Here is a 19,419-nt window from a genome sequence, read left to right on the forward strand (position 1 = left end):
GAATGGTGTCTTGTGCTTCCACAGTGTCCTGTTCTACTACTTTCTTTATCCTGACTTCTTCCCGGATAAACGCTTCTTTACGTATCTCAGGCGTTTCTTCGTACACTTCTATGCGTGCTACTTCCCCTTCTTGAAATTTAAGTTCACTGGGATCTACAACCTTTCCTGCTTCTGTTGGCACAATTCGCTCAATTAGAACTCGTTCTTTTTGAATAGGTACTGTAACGCGTGTAGTTTCTGTTTCAATGTGCTTACCAACTGTTACTTCTCCGGTTTTAATCCGGTGTTTGCTGGCAATTAATCTTTCTTCATACAGTCTAAAAGTTTGATGATGTTCCTCATTCAATCCGTATAAAGCTGGTTCTGTTTGGTAATTGTATGTATCGCGGTCATAATTTACGTCGCTAGCTAGAGAACGAAAGACACTACGTACATTTTCTTCGTAATCATTATCAATTATCCCGTCTTCTTTATACTCAACTAAATTTTCTACTTGTTGTCGGCTCAATCCATCAACATAGACGCGCTTTGCTGCATAATCGATCCGAGACAAACCAATTGGTAATAATATTTTCTTACCAAAAAAATCTACAATTGTATCAATAATTAAATACCGGAAATGACCAGCATCATCAACTAAAACATCAGCCACTGAGCCAATTTTCTCTCCTGCCTCAGTATAAAGCTCCAAAGATTTAAAGTCGTCTTTGCCAAAGGTTTCTCGATAATTGGGGTCAAAATGTTCAAGTTTATGAAGAGGCATACTCTGTTTCCAGGTTATTTATAAGGCTTATTTATGAGTATAAAAAATATTGTGCTGAGTCTCCTCCTGCTGGCGACTGAATTCAATTAAGATATTTTATGGTTTATAGTTCATCCTTTATGAGCTAAATACTCAAGTTAAACATTTAGGGTAATCAACAGGAGTATAACTAAAGTCATATAAAAATCTAACTTATACTGCAATACTCTTGGGTTAAGGCTAAAAACTAAAACTGGCGTAGGTTGGGTTGAGGAACAAAACCCAACATTATCAAGGGTTTGTTGGGTTTTGCTGTCGCTCAATCCAACCTACTATTCTTCTTAACTGAACTGTATTGGGATATATAAAAGGAGTTTTTAATTAATAGTTTGTTTAAAACTTATCAACGTTATTTGCTACAAGGAGGAAACCCTGCAACACAGGACTTCCTCCTAATTCCTTAGCTATTGCTAATATCCAACAATGTGTAGTACGTCACGAACAACGCTATAACCAGCCAAATCCCAAAGTAAATAGGCAAGGAATCCAATGGCTGCCAAGCGGCCATTCCAAATTTCGGATTGAGGAGTCCAGCCAAACAAAAATGCGTTGCGATCTACGCCATTGTATTCGGCTGCAACAGGTGGTAAACCAGTAGAAGGGCGAGTTTCTTGAGTAGCCATTTTTTTGTCCTTAACAATTTGTTTGTTAAGTTTAGTGTAGTTGTTTATAACTAGATTGCTTTCTGCCTGTGGGTACAGACTAGATGCACTTCTTCTGGACGATTATCAGAAACGTATTATTATAAACAAATCCACCTTGAGAGGGTTAGCAAAAATAAAAATGTAAATAAATGTCAAGTATTTGTGATCGAAATATAATTTAAATGAAATTAATCGCTACAAAGAAACAATTAAAAATTAAAAATTAGCTGTACTTAATTAATAGTAGGTGGCGATTTGATTAAGATTTGCACTGAGAGATAATAAAAGTTATATCTTTCGCTGGATACGGTTTTCAGCCTTTGGAGAGATGCTTAAAATAGCCAAATTCCAGGATTCTGAGCTAAACAGAGTTAGGTATTGCCATAGGTACAGACATAAATACTAATAAGATACTAAGAGTTGCTTCTCAAGAAATTCTTAATTCCCCAACCCAAATTTAAACTTAGAAAAAGGAAATACAATGTTCCAAAGTACGGAAATCATGCTGGGACTCTACAAACCCCTATTGTGGATAGCACAGATTCCAGTAGATAACTCAAACGTCACGCCAGCACAGGCATCGGTTCTCACTTCCGGGCCGCGCTTTTTTGTGGCTTTAATCTCCGGCGTGATCCTAGCCTTTGCTTTTCAATTAGTTCTAACTAATCTCTCCCTCGCAGCTGGTATTTCCTACCTGGGGCACTCATCTGACTCGGATTCAGATACTGGGGAAGTCGGAAGTTTGGGCGGCAGCATTCGCAAAATCGGGACAGCAGTGGGGATTTGGACATTAGTCACTGTGACGATCGCCTTATTAATCGCTTCTTTCCTCGCGGTAAAATTGAGCCTTGTAATCTTAGATCCAGCATTGGGAGCAATTCTCGGCTTGGTAATTTGGGGTGCTTACTTCTTGATCCTCGTTTGGGTAAGTTCCACCACCGTCGGTTCCTTAATTGGCTCAGTCGTCAATACAGCAACCTCTGGGTTTCAGGCGATTATGGGGACAGCTACCGCCGCACTGGGCGCTAAAGCTGTCAATAACCAAGTTGTAGCGACAGCTGAAGCCGCCGCCGCCGCTATCCGTCGGGAACTAGGAAACGCTATCGACCCTACGAGTATCCGGGAGAACATTGAAGATTACTTAGAAAAGATTCGTCCTCCAGAGCTAGATGTCTCGAAAATTCGGAGTGATTTTGAAAATTTACTCAACGATCCACAATTAAAAGCGATCGCCGGGACTCCAGATATCCGCAACATCGACCGCCAAAAGTTCATCGAGTTAGTCAGCAGTCGCACCGACCTTTCCAAAAAAGACGTTAGCCGCATTGCTGATACGTTGTATAAAGTTTGGCAGCAAGTGGTAAGTCAGCAACCACCCACCGAAGACCGGATGGGTGAATTAATGGAGTACCTCAAATCACTCCCAGCAGGACAAACCAAAACAGATGAACTCAACGCCAAACTGGATCAGTTAGTAAAAGAAAAGGGTAGTTCCAAAGAAGCCGACCAAAAGGCGGCTCCAGGCGTAATTCAAAGTACACTCCAGCAAGGACTAACTGCCTTAACCAGCATTGTTTTGGGACGCGCAGATTTGCCTGATTTGGATGTAGAAAAAATCTTGGGTAGCCTCACCACTGCCAAAGATAAAGTCACCCAACAAGCAGATAAACTAGGGTTGCCAACACCATCACAACCTTATAGCCCAATTCGGGCTGATGTCGAAAACTACCTGCACAACACTTATGCTTGGCAACTAAGCTCAGAAAAAATCGCTCAGGAATTTCGTGATGTCATCTACGATCCAGCCGCTGACTCAGGAATCGTCCGCAGGGAACTAGAACGACTATCCCGCAACGATTTTGCCAATATTCTGCAACAACGGGGAATGCTTACCCAAGACCAAATTCAGCGCATTGCAGACCAGCTAGAAGCTGTCCGTAAAGATGTGCTAATCACAGTAAAAGTTGTCGAAGAAAGAGAGATAGTCCAAGACTTGCAACGTGCTGTGGAAAGTTATCTGCTCGTTACTCCGAAAGCAGATTTGACACCTGAAGCCATTGAGCAGAATTTCAAACCACTGTTGCAAGACTCAGAAGCAGACGATGAAACCCTGACATTGCGACTGGCTCACCTGGAACGTCAGGAAATTCGTGAGATATTGCTGCAACGGAATGATGTCCAGCTATATGAAGTAGAACCGATTCTGGATGAGTTGGAAAAACAGCGCGATCGCGTTTTGGTAGAATCCAAAGGACTAGCAGAACAGGCGCAATATCAAGCCGAAACCCTGTGGTTGAATGTAGAATCATATCTGCGTAATACAGGAAAAGCCGAACTGAATCCTGATGCCATCCGCGCCGAGTTCAAAAAGCTACTAGAAGATCCCCAAGCTGGAATTGCCTCAATTCGAGCGCGCTTGTCTCGCTTTGACCGTGATACCTTGGTACAATTGTTGAGTCAGCGGCAAGATTTGAGTGAAGAGCAAGTTAATCAAATCATCAGTTCTGCTGAGGACTCATGGCATAATATCCGCCATACACCCCAAGCTGTAGTGGATAAAGCTAAAGAGCAATACGACTCCGTTACCACCACGATCACAGATTATCTGCGGAATACTGGTAAACAAGAATTGAACCCTGAAGGTATCCAGCGAGATTTGACTCGATTGTTTGAAAATCCCAAAGAGGGAGCCGTAGCACTACGCCGTCGGTTGTCGCAGTTAGACCGGGATACACTGGTGAAGTTGCTCAGTCAACGCAAAGACTTGAGTGAAGAACAAGTTAACGAAATCATTGATTCCACGCAAACTTCGATTCGCAACTTTGTCCGTGCGCCTCGTCGCCTAGCTACCCGAACACAGCAAAGAGCGGAAACATTTAAAGCTTATCTGGAAGAGTATCTGCGCCAAACTGGCAAAGAAGAACTCAACCCAGAAGGTATCAAGCGCGACTTGCAATTATTGTTGCACGATCCACGAGTCGGCATGGAAAGTTTTAGCGATCGCCTTTCGCATTTTGACCGTTCTACGATCATCGCCCTGCTGAAAATTCGGGAAGATATTTCTGATGAAGAAGCGGCACGGATTGCCGATAACATGGTATCCGTAAGAGATCAATTTGTAGAACAAGTGCGGAACATCCAACGGGGCATTCAAGATGCAATTGACGGCGTTTTCGGGCGCATTCGCAACTATCTTAACTCCTTGGATCGCCCAGAACTTAACTATGATAATATCAAGCGCGATGTTCGCACGTTTTTTGACGATCCCCAAGCGGGATTTGATGCCCTGCGCGATCGCCTGTCTTCTTTCGACCGAGATACGCTAGTGGCAATTATGAGTTCTCGTGAGGACATCTCTGAGGAAGATGCCAACCGGATCATCGACCAAATTGAACGGGCACGCAATACTGTATTGCAACGTGCAGAACGCATCCAGCACGAAGCCCAACGCCGCCTAGAAGATGTGAAGCGCCAAGCACAACGGCAAGCAGAAGAAACCCGCAAAGCCGCAGCTACAGCAGCGTGGTGGCTGTTTGCTACAGCATCCGTCTCCGCGATTTTCTCGGCGTTAGGAGGAGCGATCGCTGTAGTTTCACAGTAGTTCAACAAGTTGTCTCTGCTAACCTTAAAGCCTCCCGGTATGGGAGGCTTTTCTATGTAGTGAGTTGCGAGGGCTGAGTGGTAAGTTGTGAGTTGTGAATGCTGAGTTGCGAGGGCTGAGTGGTAAGTTGTGAGTTGTGAATGCTAAGTTGCGAGGGCTGAGTGGTAAGTTGTGAGTCGTGAATGCTGAGTTGCGAGTACTGAGTGGTAAGTTGTGAGTCGTGAATGCTAAGTTGCGAGGGCTGAGTGGTAAGTTGTGAATTGTGAATGCTAAGGAATCTGGATTAAATAAAGTGCAAAAGTAGGGTGTGTTATAGCGTTTCCCGACCTAGTAAGGTACACCCGTAGGGGCACGGCACTGCCGTGCCCCTACACCTTGCGATATAATGTTGTACCTCATCTGAATGGGAACCGCTATAGCGGAGCGTAACGCACCATTCCAAGTTAAATAAGAATTGCACGTTATTAAATTTGCGTTCCTAAGTTGCGAGTGCTGAATACCTATAGTCTTTCAACTCAGCACTCTTAACTCAGCACTCAGCACTCTTCACACACCCTGCTCCTTAAACCATGCCAAAAGACGTTTCCAACCTTCCTTGGCTTCTCTCTCGCGGTAGGAGGGGCGATAATCGGCAAAAAAGGCGTGGGGTGCATCAGGGTAGACGATGATTTCAGATTTGCTGCTGCTTTCCTTGAGGCGATGTCTGCGACGGGCTAAGCCTACGCGCATCTGCTCTACCGTGTCGAGGGGAATACCTGTATCCTTACCGCCGTAGAGTCCGAGAACGGGGACTGTCAGTTTTGATGCAATATCAATAGGATACTTGGGCTGAAGTTCGGTAGCATCGCCCACGAGTCGCCCGTACCAAGCCACACCAGCCTTCACCTGGGGATTGTGTGCTGCGTACAACCAGGTAATGCGACCGCCCCAACAAAAGCCTGTAACCGCCAATTTGTTGGCATTACCCTTAGCTGATTTCACTGCCCAATTTACTGTGGCATCGAGATCAGATAACACCTGGGCATCTGGGACTTTGGCGACAATTGGACGAATTTCATCTATGCTGCTTAATTTTGAGACATCGCCTTGACGGACAAATAATTCCGGTGCGATCGCTAAGTATCCCAACTTGGCAAAGCGACGAGTAACATCCTGAATATGCTCGTGTACGCCAAAGATTTCCTGTAGCACTAGGACAATTGGAAAGTTGCTACCAGTTGCGGGTACTGCTCTGTAGGCAGGAATTTCACCATCTTTAACAGGAATTTTTACTGCACCAGCTACCAACTTCTTGGCATCGGTGGTGATGACTTCGGCAGAAATGGGTTCCACTGCCAGGGCAAAACCTGTCGCCAAGGTGGCAGTTGCGATAAATTTGCGGCGTGTTATTTCTTTCATCATCTCTACCTTAGATTGGCGAAAACTTAATCGTTGCTTATCCGTACAGTATTATAATGTGAATACTACGGGTTATCAAAGTTTATCGTGGTATTAGCCTTGTTTGCTACCTGAGTTTTCGTCTCTAGACAAATAGCGATCGCTGTATAAACAATGACCTTTAATCAAAATTTAAGCTGCCTTTAAAAACGAAATATCGTCGCTGCGCTCCAATTCAAATTTATCGAAACAGAATTCTTCAATCATCAAAAATCAAAAATATAAATATTTGTGGTTCTTCAGTACTGCCTCAAATTGTTTTGCTATAAACATAAATATGGGACGAAAACGGTTAAAAAATTTAAACTTCAAAAGTTGCTAAACATAGTTGAGGGATTGGTCATGATTGACAATCCAGCATCTAGCAACGCAAAACCGTAAAGACCAATTACCAATAAAACCGGAGATATATATGTTTAAAAAAATTCTAGTTGCATTAGATCACTCACAAATAGGGCAACAGGTTTTTGAGCAAGCCTTGGATTTAGCAAAGTTAACACAAGCTAGCTTAATGCTGGTGCACGTCCTATCTCCAGAAGAAGAGGGCAGCCCTTACGTACCTACCTTTTCTAGTTTTAACTACTATCCGGGATTGAGCAGCCAAAGCTTCGAGTTATACCAACAACAGTGGGAAACCTTTAAAAATAAAGGTATACAGATGTTGCAATTTTTCTGTAACCAAGCGACTACAGCAGGTGTAACTACAGAATTTACACAAAATATTGGTAATCCTGGTCGCATTGTTTGTGACTTAGCCCGTAGTTATGACGCTGACCTAATTGTTATGGGTCGTCGGGGTCGTTCTGGGCTGACGGAACTATTTCTGGGTAGTGTGAGTAACTACGTCCTTCACAATGCTACTTGTTCAGTGCATATTGTGCATCTTTCAGTTACTTCTAAAACAAACGAAATTATCAAAGAAACTACAAGCACTTTAAGCGTTAATTAACATTGCATAAATCATAGTGAAGAAAATTTAGAACCTCTGTACTCTTGTAGGTTTCAATTTAACTTTTACAGGACTTATGCAAAATCATGAAGTCTGATCTAAGGTTTCCCGATCAGGCTTTTTCAAGATAGGGCACACATAGACGATCAAAGGATTCTTAACTTAACCCTGTTGGGCTAATATTGAGCGATCGCTTTCGACAGATTAAAACAATCTAGTATCGGTTCTCTAAGAAACGCTGCGCGTGTACGTGGCTTGTGTAGGTTTGCCTAACTTTATTTACGCTGTACCGTAGCAGTGCAAGAAGTCGCGTTGTTTACCGCCGTAGGCATCGCACTATTGGGGTATACTAATTTGTAAGTAACAAACCATACGCACACCTAAACACCATGACGAAGAAAACCTTAAACAAGTTAGTAGTTGCAAGCGTTGGTGCTGTTTTCAGCTTAGGCATTATAACCGATAGTACATTTAATCAAGCGATCGCTATTAATTTAATCACGCAAGAATTTCAGGGAAATTTAATCTTAAATGATTCTCTTTATTATCAGGGATCAGAAACAATTAGCTATTTCGGTTCTGTGAAATATTTAGATTCGAGTAATGGTGAAGTTTGTCCTCAAGGAATTTGCGTACCTATAGAAAAGAATTGGTCTTTTAAGCTAAGTGGAGATGAGTTAAATTCATCCATATCATCTTTTACGGGTATGGCAATCTTTGAATCTACACTTTCTTCCACTCCTCTAGAATGGTCTTTGAATTGGTTAAACGATCCGACTGGTGACACTGGAAACTATACAGTCGAATGGCAACAAGGCAAAGGGATAAGTCTTAGAAATTCTTATTTTAGAGGTTATTATTCATATCTTGATACTAACCCCCTTATTTCCTATTCTAGTGTTTTAGTGCAGGATACAAAGTCGGTTCCAGAACCATCTCAATCAGTAACAGCTTTATTAGGTTTAGCTACTCTTAGCCTAGCTATTCGTTTGAAAAGAAATAGCATTTTTAATAAGGCGTAAAAATTAGCTTTTCAAACATCTTCTTAGAGGATGTTTGAAAAATGGTTGGCTGTGATTTTAGGCACTTCTAGATCCCCCCGAACCCCCCTTAAACAAGGGGGGAACCTCTCTCAAAGTCCCCCTTCTTTAAGGGGGATTTAGGGGGATCTCAAAGTATTTGCTACCAAGAAGACGACTTTTAAAACATCCTCTTAGATTCCCAACTTCTGTAATAAGTCGGGAATCTTGTTGTTAAAGTCCAGTATTCAAATCAATTTGCTAGCCAAAAAGCGACGTTACGCACATAAGTTTTGATATCTTCTAAAGCGCGTGGCTCTTTTTTCATCCCATCCCCCGGTGGTTCATCTACAAAAGAGGGACAGCCTTTTTCAATGTCCCAATTGTAATCAACTAGATGATGGAAACTGGAGTTAGCTACTGCTCGTCCTAGTATATTCCCTTGCTTATCTTTGTAATGCTCAATCGCTACAACAAGATTGAAGTCACGACTTGTAACTAAACTTTTACCCAAGGCAATTACCCGCGCATTATGATCATCCAGAGGCACGCCAATACCTCCTTCGTGGGGATGTGTCGGGAAAAATTCGATACTTCCCGAAGGTGAATCGGGATTTTTTAAAAGTTCGTGGATGGGTTCAACAATGGTAATTTTTTGATAATCGCCATTAGCTCCAGAATGATAGTTTGGCCAGGAAATATAAGTTGTGTATGAGTCATCTAGGCTCCACCGAGATTCATCAGGATCGGGGTTTTTTGTATTGAAATAGTGGACATCACCAATATCAATTAAACCGCACATCGAACAGCCCATATCCTGATGATCGCGTGTTGTGAGAATACCGCCACCGCGTTGCCGAAAAGCATTAATTCCAGCAATATCCTTTTCGGTTAAACCGTTACTTACCTCTAAGCCAAATAGCCAAAGTTGATCAAAATCTGATTTGTCGAGACTACTTAAAACTAAGTCACCACCGACTGCATCTGACTCGTAATCGCGTCCCCTGACTTCAAATAAGGAGTTTCCCGCTTCATCTTTAATCGATGCTAAGTAATCTTGTAACATCGAGAAACGAAAAATGCTCCAGTCATCTTTAGTTGTAGGAATCGTAGTCTGCAAAAGAATACGAATTGGTTTTGCCATAACCTCTGCCAGACGAACACTATAATTGAGTATAGCGATCGCTCTGCACAAATGCTTAAATTTTTAGATCCCTCAACATCTCTCCCAAGGATGAAAGTAACTTACAACTGTAGGTAGTAGCGTCAAAAGTTTAGGATAACTAAACTAGATAAGCACCAATGAACGCGAAAGAGATATGAAAGCAGATCAACTCTTGAAAAACTATGCCGCAGGTGTCAGAGACTTTACTGGTGTCAACTTGAGCGAAGCAAACTTAAGCCAAGCCGATCTCAGTGGCGCAATTTTAAATAAAGCTATCTTAGATGGAGCTAATCTTAGTCACGCTAATTTAGCCCACACCAGTTTGATTGAGGCAGACTTAAATGGAGCTAATTTGAGCAATGCAAATCTCAGTGGTAGCAACTTAGGTGGAGCTATCTTGGATGGAGCTATCTTAGATGGAGCAGCTTTAGATGGAGCTAATTTGAGTCATGCTGATTTGACAGTTGCCAAACTGATTGAAACCAACTTGAGTGAGGCGGATTTGCAAGAAGCAAACTTGATGGGTGCGAATTTAGATGGAGCGGATTTGAGTGGCGCAGACTTAACTGTAGCCGACTTGTCCCAAGCAAATCTCACCCAAGCAGATTTGAGCCAGACGAACTTAAGCGGAGCAAATTTAGAAGGAGCCAATATACAAGGAACAATTCTGGATGAGAATGTTTAAATCAGTAGGTTAGCACATCTGGGTTAACCTACTGATACTGTTAACAATAGCTACCAGATTTCCGATGTTCGATCGCAGTTATGCCATCATTTTCTAAAACTTTTCCGTGTTCGATGACGGCATAAATTAACCATCTGTCGCCACATTCGAGCTGATTTTGCACCGTACATTCTAAATAGGCTAATGCTTGATCCAGAATCAGACAACCATTAAAAGCATTTTGTGTGCCAAGATTTGCAAAGGGATTATCTCCTAAAGTGCTATGACGAGAAAAATAGCGTCGCACATTTCTTCCTTCTTTGAGAATATTCAGCACAAATTTATCACCAGGATGATGCATTAACTCTGCATTTTGCTCGTTAGCGATCGCAATCATAATTCCTGGCGGGTTAAAAGTTGCCTGTGATACCCAAGAAGTTAAAACCCCTTTGTGAGTTTCTTCATCACGAGTTGTCACAACACACAGAGAACCAATAATCCGCCCTACAGCTTGTTCGGTACGATCTACATGGGTTTCTGTGACAACCTGGCGGGAAGTCCGCAGTTTTTTGATTTTCTTCAAGTTTTGGGCGAAGGAAGCACCTGCTTCTTGACACTGCTGGAGAATTTCAGGAGTAGGGCTAAAACGCACCCGAATTGTTTCAAACCCTAATTGATAATTTGCATCTTTGAGCTTGCTTTCTATTAAATCAATTGCCTCTCCACTCCAGCCGTAGGAACCAAACACCCCTGCTAACTTAGTTTTAGCAGCTACCGAGAGGACTATTCCTAAAGCCGTTTGAATTTGAGTTGGTGCATGGCCGCCTAAAGTGGGTGAGCCGATAATCAAGCCATCGCAAGCTTCTACAATGCGGTTAATTTCGGCAGAATCTGCTAGTTCACAGTTGATTGACTCGACATTAACTCCATTTTGAATCAAACTTTGAGCGATCGCATTGGCCAGAGTTGCTGTATTACCATAGGCAGAAGCATAAAGCAGAGCGACACTCAATTCTTGAGATTTTTGCCCTTGGCACCATTGATGGTAATCATAGGTAAAACGACTGAGGCTGTAACGGACAATCGGACCGTGGGCTGGGGCATAACATCTGGCTCCCAAAACTGACAATTTATCTAAGGCCACTTCAACTTGTTTAGCTTGGGGTGCATGGAGACATTCAAAATAGTAACGACGTTCTGCATCTAATCCCTTCCAATCTTCATCAAACAAAGTATCTTCGCAAATATGAGCGCCGAAAAGTTTGTCTGTGTAGAGAATTTTGGTTGCAGAATCATAAGTACAAAGTCCATCAGCCCAACGGGGGGTTGGTACGGTGACAAATGATAGATGATGTTCTTGTCCTAAATCTAGAGTATCCCCCGATCGCACTGCATGAATACATGATTTCAATTCGGGAAAGGCGGTTTTTAGAGCATTGGCGGCGGGGCGAGAACAAATTAGAGTGATTTGAGGAACTTGAGAGAGCAATACTTGCAGAGTTGCTCTGCGGTTGGGGTTGACATGACTGAGAACAATGTAATCTAAGGTAGTGAAGTCTAGATGTTGCGCTAGTTGCTGAAGGTAAATTTCGGTAAAGGATTCGCCGGGAGGGTCAATTAAAGCCTTTTTATCAGCTTGAATCAGATAAGAATTCGCTGTAGTTCCTTTTTGGCGGGAATACTCAACCTCAAATTTTAGTCTGTCCCAAGTCCGCGATCGTAAAATCAGAGTATTTTTACCAATTTCAGCAACTTGTACATCTCTAGAATGGTTAGGCGTTAATGTGGCAGTAGACATAATAACCTCTCTTAATTGGGCATTGGGCATGGATCAATCAATAGTTCTTCCTCTGCCTCCCCTGCTTGTTCCTAATGACTATTGGTTTGTGTCAATTCAGACTTGGCTCGGCTTCTATAGCGTTTAGATACTTCTTGTTCTGGGTCGATGCCTTCAAAAGTAGGAGGTAGCCAAACTCGGAGGAATAGTAGTATTCCCAGGACTAATAAAAAGGCACAAGTTGCTAAAATTTGACTCCAATTAGTTTCTAGAACACCTTTAACAATTACTTCTCGCAAGGCGGAAACGATCGAGACTTCAACAGCTACCCCAATAGATACTCGATGTTCTTGTAGATAAATAATCAGTAGTCGGAATAGCTCAACTAAAATAAGTAAAAAGAGAATATCGGCAGTAACAGCATGAAAATCTAGAGGCGGAAGTAAGGAGAGAAACATATCTCTCACCTGAAGCACCATAAAGCTAAATAAACCGATACACAAACAAATCACAATTATATCTTGGATAAATTCCAAGGTTCGCACGACGCGCCCCCGATTGATTTCATACATGGTAATTGGGGTATCTTCAGCAGATTTGTACATAGTTGTGGAGAGTAGAAGTTAGGAGTAGAGACGCGATGAATCGCGTCTGTTGGGAAGATGAGGAAGACCACGAGAATAACCAATGCCCAATGCCCAATAACAAATTTAGTAATGATTACCAATTTTGCGGTGGTGGGCGGCAGTAAGTGAATCTAGCTTGGCAACTCTTCCAGTTTGGACTGTGCTATAAATTACCCAATGATCTCCACAATCCATGCGGCTAGTAATTTCACATTCCATATAAGCTAGGGCTTCAGCTAAAACGGGTGATTCATTATTAGCTGGATATGTTTTCACTCCGGCAAAGCGGTCTGCACCAGGAGCAAAACGCTTCAGAAAATGTTTCATTAATCCTTGATATTTACCTTCTTCTAAAACGTTTAAAACGAAGCGATCGCCAACGTGCATCAAGGATTCAATTGCCCGATCTTTGGATACTGCGATCGCTATTCCTAAAGGCTCAAGACTGGCTTGTGTCACCCAAGAAGCAAACATTGCACTCTGAATTTCTCCTTTTTTGGCAGTGATAATATACAATCCCGTAGTAATACGTCCTAGAGCTTTTTCGAGCTCGGTATTGATGGATTTTATATGTTTAATGGTGCGATCGCGATTCAGCCATTGACCCATATCTGTCCCCGCTTCGTCACAAAGTTGTTCCGTTGTTTGGGTGGGAATTTCCTTAACTAAGATAGGCGGAAAAGCTTCAGTTAATCCCAGTTCTTGAAACTTATTGCGTAAAGGATAAATGGGTTCATCTTCTCCCCCTCCCGACTCTAATAAAGCAATTGTCTGCTTCTTGTGAACAGCAGCTAAAATGGTACTTAAAGCAGCTTGAGCCATCACCGAAGATTGGGCTGGCATTCCAATTACTAAACCAGAGGCTTGTGCAACTAATTCTCCAACTTCTTGAGGCTCGACACTATTAAGAGCTACTAATTCTACTGCCACGCCTGCTTTCGCGCATCCATGTGCTATTGTACGGACTAAATGCTCACTATGTCCGTAATCTTCAACATAAAATAGAGCCACTAATGTCTCTGTTTTGGCTTGCTCTAAACTCCAGTTTTGATACCGTCCGAGCCATTCGGAAATATAGTGTTGTAATAAAGGGCCATGTCCTGTGGCAACTGTGACTATTTCTAAATTTTCAATCCGCTTTAAAGCCGTCAAAACAGACCGGGCATTAGGCCCCATGAGACAATCATAATAATATTTAAAATCCTCCTCTATTGAGCTAATATTTTCATCATAGGTATGGTCATCGCAATAGTGCATCCCAAACACATCACAGGTGTAGAGAGTGGAAGTTTTCTGGTCATAAGTCAAGATTGTGTCAGGCCAGTGTAAGTTAGGTGCAGAGATAAATTCTAATTTGTGTCCGTCGCCTAAATCTAATAGCTCTCCACTTTTCACCTGCATTGATTTAAAAGGCTGGTGAACCATATTTTCTAGAAATTGAATAGCTACTTTAGCACCGACAACAGTAATAGAGGGAGCTAATTCTAAAATATTTTTCACTAAGCCACTGTGATCGGGTTCTGTGTGGCTAATAATCAAGTAATCTATTTTAGTCGGATCAATTAATCCTACTAGTATCTCAAGATATAGCTGCTCAAACTTGCGGTGAGATGTGTCAGCTAAGGCAACTTTTTCCCCCTGAATTAAGAAAGAATTATAAGTCGTTCCATTCCGTAAACCAAACTCGATATCAAAACGTTCTCTATCCCAGTCGAGACAACGAATAGCAGTCGTTTGAGGAGCAATTTCAACAGTTTGAACCGTCAAACGTCCTGGGTTGGGAGTAACCTGAGTGGGCTGTGTGAGTGCAACCATTTGTTTTCTCCAAAAATATTCTTATTTGAAGCGAGCGTTATGCTTCTTATATTTACCTGAAATACTCAATTAGTAAAATGCTAATTTCTAAAGCTAATCATCAGAAAGATTTATTCTTCATTTAGGTTGATTTACCATTGAATTACTCAATGTTTATCATTATTTTTATCTTCAATAATAAAGGTGAGAAAATGTAAATACTAAGTTAAAATATTTATGTATGTCGTTAATTTTTCTTCCTCCTCCTTTACAAAAAATCAACAGCGAAATCGCCCGTAACGCTGATGTTGATATGTATGTGCTGCGCCTCGATCTCATGCACCCGTGGGTTAATGGCAACAAGTGGTTTAAGCTGAAGTACAACCTTTTAGAGGCCAAGGAGAAAAATTTTAGGACGCTGCTCACCTTTGGCGGTGCTTATTCAAATCACATCTATGCAACCGCCGCAGCTGGTAATCTTTTGGGATTTGGCACCATTGGGGTAATTCGTGGAGAGGAAAGGCTACCTCTGAATCCTACGTTGAATTTCGCTGTACAGCAGGGTATGGAGCTTATTTACATTAACCGCAAAATGTATCGACAGCGCAACACAGCAGCGCTACAAGAATATCTGGAACAATGTTTTGGTGAGGTTTTTATCATTCCTGAAGGCGGTAGTAATTTAAATGGTGTGCGCGGTTGCACGGAGATAGTTAGAGAAGCGATGCCTACGGCTGGCTACGCCTACGCATTTGATCATATATGCGTGGCTTGCGGTACGGCTACCACACTGGCTGGTATTGCGCTTTCGTTAAATCAAAAGCAAAGAGCGATCGCTTTTCCCGTACTAAAAAATGCAGCATTTATCGTACAAGAAATCGAAAGTTTATTGACAAATTACCTCGCCTCTGGTTTACCTACACCATATAGCTCTCCGGCTGACTGGGAATTGATGTATGATTACCACTTCGGCGGCTATGCAAAGGTGAACGACGATCTGTTATTGTTCAGCCAACAGTTTAGGGAGGAACATGGCGTACCCCTTGATTACGTATATACTGCCAAAATGTTTTACGGAGTGATGGATTTACTACAGCAAGGATTTTTTTGTAAAGGCGATCGCTTGTTGCTGGTACACACAGGAGGCTTGCAGGGCAACGTTGGTATAGAGGAGCGATGTATTGAAATCTAAAACTCCTTATCCTCTTTGCGTCTGGGCGCCTCTGCGTGAGAAAAATCATCCCGCAACTATGCAACGCCATTTATCGGATAGGTAATTCAATCACAAACTCTGTACCCTCACCTTGTGTTGAATGGCAAGTTAGCTTGCCGCGATGATTATTAACTACAATCTGGTAAGAAATAGATAAACCTAGCCCTGTTCCTTTACCAATGGTTTTTGTGGTGTAGAAAGCATCGAATATTTTTGTCCGGTCTGCTTCACTGATTCCTGAGCCATTGTCGGCAATTCGGAGAATAACTCGTTCTCCAATTGACTCGGTTTGAATCCGAATCACACCAGGATATTTGGAAATTTTCTTAAAGTCTTGATTTTTTTTGATTTCTTCAATTGCATCGATCGCATTGCAAATTAAATTCATAAATACCTGATTGATTTCGCTTGGATAGCACTCAATAGGTGGCAATTCTCCATATTCTTTGATTAGTTGGATTGTCGGACGATGAGCATTTGCTTTGAGTCGATGACCGAGAATGAGTAGCGTGCTTTCTAGACCTTCATGCAGGTTAGCCAGTTTATTGCCTGCTTCTCTGTGACGAGAGAAGTTATTCAACGATGACACAATTTCTATAACGCGATCTGTACCAACTTGCATGGATTGAATAATTTTAGATAAATCATTTAACAAAAAGCTGATATCTTTTGTTTTAATAGCATTTTGAATTTCAACAGGTGGGTCGGGCAGATACTTTTGATATAGCTTGAGTAAATCAAGAATCTCCTGAACATACTGTTCTAAAAAATTTAGGTTGCCAGCTATAAAATTGATCGGATTATTCACCTCATGGGCAATTCCTGCGGTCAGATGGCCTAACGCTGCTACCTTTTCTGCTTGGATGAGTTGGGTTTGAGTCTGTTGTAATTCGGCGTTTTTGGCAATCAAACTTTTCGTCAAATTTCTCAGCTTCAGTTGTTGCTCTATTCGCACGAAGACCTCTTCATACTGAAAAGGTTTGGTAATGTAATCTACGGCTCCCAATTGCAATCCTTTAACTTTATCAGCAGTATCTGAAAGAGCAGTCATAAAAATAATTGGAATATCCTGGAGACGAGGATCGCTTTTTAGATGTTTACAAGTTTCAAACCCATCCATACCCGGCATCATCACATCAAGCAAAATTAAATCAGGTAAATGATCGGCATCTAATTTTTGAATGGCTTTTTCACCACTACGAGTCGCCCAAACTTCAAAGTTAGACTGATCCAAAAAGCTCGATAAAACTTCTAAGTTGGCAAGGTGATCGTCAACGACTAAAATAATTCCTCTAGCCGGATCACAATTCTGGAAATTATTTTGGTTGCCCATTGTCGCGCTCATGATGTTTTTACCTCATATTGAGTCAAGAATTTGAGGATTAAATCTTCGTCAAACTGCCTCGCTAGTTGCCGCAATTGATTAGCAAAGAGAGCGAGGTTTGTGTCTGTTTCATCTAGTTGATCGGCCAATTTGAGGATGGCATTGAAGTTACCTTTACTGGCTAAGGTCAGCAGTTCTCGCAATACATCGGGGGAAGAAGGAGTCAATTTATCTGATGGGCTATCACTTGTTGTCGCCGAAGAGTTGATTCTTTGTTCCTCAGACTGAGACTGCTGGTAAATCCATGCCAAACCTAAGTTGAACTTTAATTGATGCAGTAATTCATCTACTTGTACAGGTTTGTTCAAAAAGGTGTCACCTCCTGCTTCCAGACTGCGATGTTGGTCAGTTTCAAAGACACTAGCGGAAGAGACGATAATCTTGACATCTGCGATATCTGGGGTATGACGCAGGTGTTGAATCAATTCAAACCCATCCATTTCTGGCATGAACAAATCTGTAATCATCAGGTCTGGTTTAAGAGCGATCGCTTTTTCTAATCCTTCTCTACCGTTGATAGCTTCAACCACATTAAAACCCAGTGGTTGCAGTAAGTTTGTAATTACTGTGCGATTCTCCCAGCGATCGTCCACCATCAAAATAGTCCGCGGGCTACCTTCAAAGCCAATGATTTGTCTCTTTGATGCCGCCATTGCAGACTGCACCCATTGGCTGGCTTCGGCGATTGCAATCTCAAACCAGAAAGTACTACCCTGACCGATCTGACTCTTAACATGGATATCGCTATCCATCATCTGCACTAACTGCTGAGTAATAGCTAAACCCAGCCCTGTCCCTTCGGTCTGACGCTTTTTCTCACCTACTTGTTCAAATGGCAAAAAAATCTTGTCCAACTCGCTTGGAGTTATCCCAATTCCTGTATCTTCTACACTAAAGCGAATGCGATATTTCACCGTCTCCCCATCAGCTGGAAGTTGATCGATTACCTCAACCTTGAAAGTAACTTTACCCTCATCCGTAAATTTGATGGCGTTCCCCAGCAGATTCAAGAGAACTTGACGTAATCTTTTGACATCGAGATGAACCCCACTCGGCAAGTTGATCGCGGGTTCATAGACAAACAAAATGCCCTTTTGTTCTGCCCGAATCTGACAAATTTCCGCGATCCCCTGTAAAAAAGACGGGAAATGCACATCATGAGGATGCAGTTCCAGTTTTCGCGCTTCAATTTTAGAAAGATCCAAAATGTCATTGATTAAAGTCAGCAGATGAGAGCCACACTGTTCAATGATGTTTACATGATATTGTTGTTGCTCCGGCAAATCTTGGGAACGCAGCAAAATTTGAGCGCAACCCAAAATACCATTCAAGGGCGTTCGCAGTTCATGGCTCATGTTGGCTAAAAATTCGCTTTTAGCAAGGTTTGCAGTATCAGCCACCGCTTTAGATTTTTTCAGTTGAGTCTGTTCAAACGCTTGCACCCGCCACAAAACAGTGATCATTGTCACTGTGAGTCCGCCCAGAATTAGGGCGATAAAATCGAGGAATTGCAGTCGAGATTCAATATTTTGGCGCGGAATCACCAAAGCTACAGACCAATTAGCTTCTCGCAACGGCACATAGGCAACATACTTTTTGGTGCCGTCAATTTCGATCAACTGAATTCCCTGTTGTTTATTTACCATCCGTTGTGCGATCGCATTTAAATTGCGATCGGCAATTTTCAGCAAGCTGGGTGCAGGTTTTTCTACCGTTGACATTAACGTTGAGTCAGGTAACCGTTCATAGGAGTTGTGCTGCTACTGTGAAAAATAGGTACAGGTAGATGGTAGATTAAGAGGCATGAATGAAAACTGCCTCGCCTACGGAATCGAAATTTCCGACCTAGATTGGGAAAAGACTCCAGCCATTGTCAAACAACTGGTGGAGAAAATGGGGCAGCACATCAAGCAATCGGAAAAAGAGTTAAGTGACTTAAAAGCCCAGCACCAAGAGCTTTTAGAAAAAATTAATCGCACTTCAAAGAATTCATCATCTCCGCCCTCATTAGATCCACTCAATGCCGAAAAGCGTCAAGAAAAGAACAAGAGTGGTAAAAAGCGAGGAGGACAACCAGGACATAAGGGGCATAGTCGGTTTCTATACGATGTGTCCGAATGTGAAAGCGTTTTAGATCACCACCCACAAACCTGTAAATGTTGTGGAGAAAAATTAAACGGAGAAGATGCTTTTCCCTATCGTCACCAGATAAGCTGTTGCGCAGCTAAATTTAATATACTGCATTACCTTTATTTTTAATCTTTCGCTCCCATTTAATAATAAGACCACCTTCATTAAGCAATCTAATTAACAACTCTTCTAGCTGTGATACTGATTCAAATAA

The 19,419-nt window shown here is 42.1% G+C and carries 15 protein-coding genes and 1 pseudogene; 6 read left to right on the forward strand and 10 right to left on the reverse strand.

The genetic code is table 11. From position 1 onward, the window contains the following. Both ACEW80_RS31655 and ACEW80_RS31660 read right to left on the reverse strand, forming a co-directional pair. The coding region (locus tag ACEW80_RS31655; protein WP_373530407.1) for a DUF2382 domain-containing protein at positions 1-763 on the reverse strand (763 nt) is incomplete at its 3' end. A 449-nt stretch (positions 764-1,212) separates the two neighbouring features. Further along, on the reverse strand, positions 1,213-1,425 hold the full coding sequence (locus ACEW80_RS31660) for a high light inducible protein (protein WP_373530408.1): 213 nt from the start codon (positions 1,423-1,425) through the stop codon (positions 1,213-1,215). A gap of 502 nt (positions 1,426-1,927) precedes the next feature. On the opposite strand from ACEW80_RS31660, the gene ACEW80_RS31665 reads away from it, so the two are divergent. After that, the gene (locus ACEW80_RS31665; protein ID WP_373530409.1) at positions 1,928-5,047 is read left to right on the forward strand and encodes an MFS transporter; all 3,120 of its coding nucleotides are present in this window, start codon (positions 1,928-1,930) and stop codon (positions 5,045-5,047) included. A 546-nt stretch (positions 5,048-5,593) separates the two neighbouring features. On the opposite strand, the gene ACEW80_RS31670 is transcribed toward ACEW80_RS31665, so the two are convergent. Next, on the reverse strand, positions 5,594-6,445 hold the full coding sequence (locus tag ACEW80_RS31670; protein ID WP_373530421.1) for a dienelactone hydrolase family protein: 852 nt from the start codon (positions 6,443-6,445) through the stop codon (positions 5,594-5,596). A gap of 451 nt (positions 6,446-6,896) precedes the next feature. Here ACEW80_RS31670 and ACEW80_RS31675 point away from each other — a divergent pair, with 451 nt between their 5' ends. Both ACEW80_RS31675 and ACEW80_RS31680 read left to right on the forward strand, forming a co-directional pair. Continuing rightward, positions 6,897-7,433, forward strand: a complete 537-nt coding sequence (locus ACEW80_RS31675; RefSeq protein ID WP_373530410.1) for a universal stress protein — start codon at positions 6,897-6,899, stop codon at positions 7,431-7,433. Positions 7,434-7,822: 389 nt separating this feature from the next. Next, the gene (locus ACEW80_RS31680) at positions 7,823-8,455 is read left to right on the forward strand and encodes a hypothetical protein (protein WP_373530411.1); all 633 of its coding nucleotides are present in this window, start codon (positions 7,823-7,825) and stop codon (positions 8,453-8,455) included. A gap of 250 nt (positions 8,456-8,705) precedes the next feature. On the opposite strand, the gene ACEW80_RS31685 is transcribed toward ACEW80_RS31680, so the two are convergent. After that, on the reverse strand, positions 8,706-9,596 hold the full coding sequence (locus ACEW80_RS31685) for a hypothetical protein (protein WP_373530412.1): 891 nt from the start codon (positions 9,594-9,596) through the stop codon (positions 8,706-8,708). A gap of 175 nt (positions 9,597-9,771) precedes the next feature. Here ACEW80_RS31685 and ACEW80_RS31690 point away from each other — a divergent pair, with 175 nt between their 5' ends. Further along, positions 9,772-10,302 carry a pentapeptide repeat-containing protein gene (locus tag ACEW80_RS31690; RefSeq protein WP_373530413.1) on the forward strand — a complete coding sequence of 177 codons (531 nt, stop codon included), beginning with the start codon at positions 9,772-9,774 and terminating at the stop codon, positions 10,300-10,302. Positions 10,303-10,342: 40 nt separating this feature from the next. On the opposite strand, the gene ACEW80_RS31695 is transcribed toward ACEW80_RS31690, so the two are convergent. From ACEW80_RS31695 to ACEW80_RS31705, 3 genes are all read right to left on the reverse strand, one after another. Next, on the reverse strand, positions 10,343-12,079 hold the full coding sequence (locus tag ACEW80_RS31695) for a diflavin flavoprotein (protein WP_373530414.1): 1,737 nt from the start codon (positions 12,077-12,079) through the stop codon (positions 10,343-10,345). Between the two features lie 71 nt (positions 12,080-12,150). Continuing rightward, complete coding sequence (locus ACEW80_RS31700) at positions 12,151-12,663, reverse strand: phosphate-starvation-inducible PsiE family protein (protein ID WP_373530415.1); 513 nt, start codon at positions 12,661-12,663, stop codon at positions 12,151-12,153. Positions 12,664-12,768: 105 nt separating this feature from the next. Then, entirely contained in the window at positions 12,769-14,499 is a 1,731-nt protein-coding gene (locus tag ACEW80_RS31705) for a diflavin flavoprotein (RefSeq protein WP_373530416.1), read from the reverse strand. Between the two features lie 220 nt (positions 14,500-14,719). Between ACEW80_RS31705 and ACEW80_RS31710 the strand changes: the two genes are divergently transcribed. Then, positions 14,720-15,670, forward strand: a complete 951-nt coding sequence (locus ACEW80_RS31710; protein ID WP_373530417.1) for a 1-aminocyclopropane-1-carboxylate deaminase/D-cysteine desulfhydrase — start codon at positions 14,720-14,722, stop codon at positions 15,668-15,670. Between the two features lie 70 nt (positions 15,671-15,740). Here the strand turns inward: ACEW80_RS31710 and ACEW80_RS31715 are convergent, their stop codons facing one another. Together ACEW80_RS31715 and ACEW80_RS31720 are read right to left on the reverse strand one after the other, a co-directional pair. Further along, positions 15,741-17,036, reverse strand: a complete 1,296-nt coding sequence (locus ACEW80_RS31715; RefSeq protein ID WP_373530418.1) for a sensor histidine kinase — start codon at positions 17,034-17,036, stop codon at positions 15,741-15,743. Further along, a complete protein-coding gene (locus ACEW80_RS31720) occupies positions 17,033-18,796 on the reverse strand; it encodes an ATP-binding protein (RefSeq protein WP_373530419.1) in 1,764 nt (587 codons plus the stop codon). The genes ACEW80_RS31715 and ACEW80_RS31720 overlap by 4 nt, the downstream gene beginning before the upstream one ends. Before the next feature lie 82 nt (positions 18,797-18,878). Here ACEW80_RS31720 and ACEW80_RS31725 point away from each other — a divergent pair, with 82 nt between their 5' ends. Further along, a complete protein-coding gene (locus ACEW80_RS31725) occupies positions 18,879-19,334 on the forward strand; it encodes a DUF6444 domain-containing protein (RefSeq protein ID WP_373530420.1) in 456 nt (151 codons plus the stop codon). Here ACEW80_RS31725 and ACEW80_RS31730 read toward each other — a convergent pair. Beyond that, positions 19,306-19,419: pseudogene (locus ACEW80_RS31730) on the reverse strand (IS630 family transposase); the annotation flags it as partial. The gene ACEW80_RS31725 and the pseudogene ACEW80_RS31730 sit on opposite strands and share 29 nt — an antisense overlap.

This window comes from Nostoc sp., from assembly GCF_041747015.1.
Classification (GTDB): Bacteria; Cyanobacteriota; Cyanobacteriia; order Cyanobacteriales; family Nostocaceae; genus Nostoc.

Coding starts and splice junctions, on each gene's coding strand:
- ACEW80_RS31660 (WP_373530408.1), bottom strand. CDS start 1,425: ATGGCTACTCAAGAAACTCGCCCTTCTACTGGTTTACCACCTGTTGCA.
- ACEW80_RS31665 (WP_373530409.1), top strand. CDS start 1,928: ATGTTCCAAAGTACGGAAATCATGCTGGGACTCTACAAACCCCTATTG.
- ACEW80_RS31670 (WP_373530421.1), bottom strand. CDS start 6,445: ATGAAAGAAATAACACGCCGCAAATTTATCGCAACTGCCACCTTGGCG.
- ACEW80_RS31675 (WP_373530410.1), top strand. CDS start 6,897: ATGTTTAAAAAAATTCTAGTTGCATTAGATCACTCACAAATAGGGCAA.
- ACEW80_RS31680 (WP_373530411.1), top strand. CDS start 7,823: ATGACGAAGAAAACCTTAAACAAGTTAGTAGTTGCAAGCGTTGGTGCT.
- ACEW80_RS31685 (WP_373530412.1), bottom strand. CDS start 9,596: ATGGCAAAACCAATTCGTATTCTTTTGCAGACTACGATTCCTACAACT.
- ACEW80_RS31690 (WP_373530413.1), top strand. CDS start 9,772: ATGAAAGCAGATCAACTCTTGAAAAACTATGCCGCAGGTGTCAGAGAC.
- ACEW80_RS31695 (WP_373530414.1), bottom strand. CDS start 12,079: ATGTCTACTGCCACATTAACGCCTAACCATTCTAGAGATGTACAAGTT.
- ACEW80_RS31700 (WP_373530415.1), bottom strand. CDS start 12,663: ATGTACAAATCTGCTGAAGATACCCCAATTACCATGTATGAAATCAAT.
- ACEW80_RS31705 (WP_373530416.1), bottom strand. CDS start 14,499: ATGGTTGCACTCACACAGCCCACTCAGGTTACTCCCAACCCAGGACGT.
- ACEW80_RS31710 (WP_373530417.1), top strand. CDS start 14,720: ATGTCGTTAATTTTTCTTCCTCCTCCTTTACAAAAAATCAACAGCGAA.
- ACEW80_RS31715 (WP_373530418.1), bottom strand. CDS start 17,036: ATGAGCGCGACAATGGGCAACCAAAATAATTTCCAGAATTGTGATCCG.
- ACEW80_RS31720 (WP_373530419.1), bottom strand. CDS start 18,796: ATGTCAACGGTAGAAAAACCTGCACCCAGCTTGCTGAAAATTGCCGAT.
- ACEW80_RS31725 (WP_373530420.1), top strand. CDS start 18,879: ATGAATGAAAACTGCCTCGCCTACGGAATCGAAATTTCCGACCTAGAT.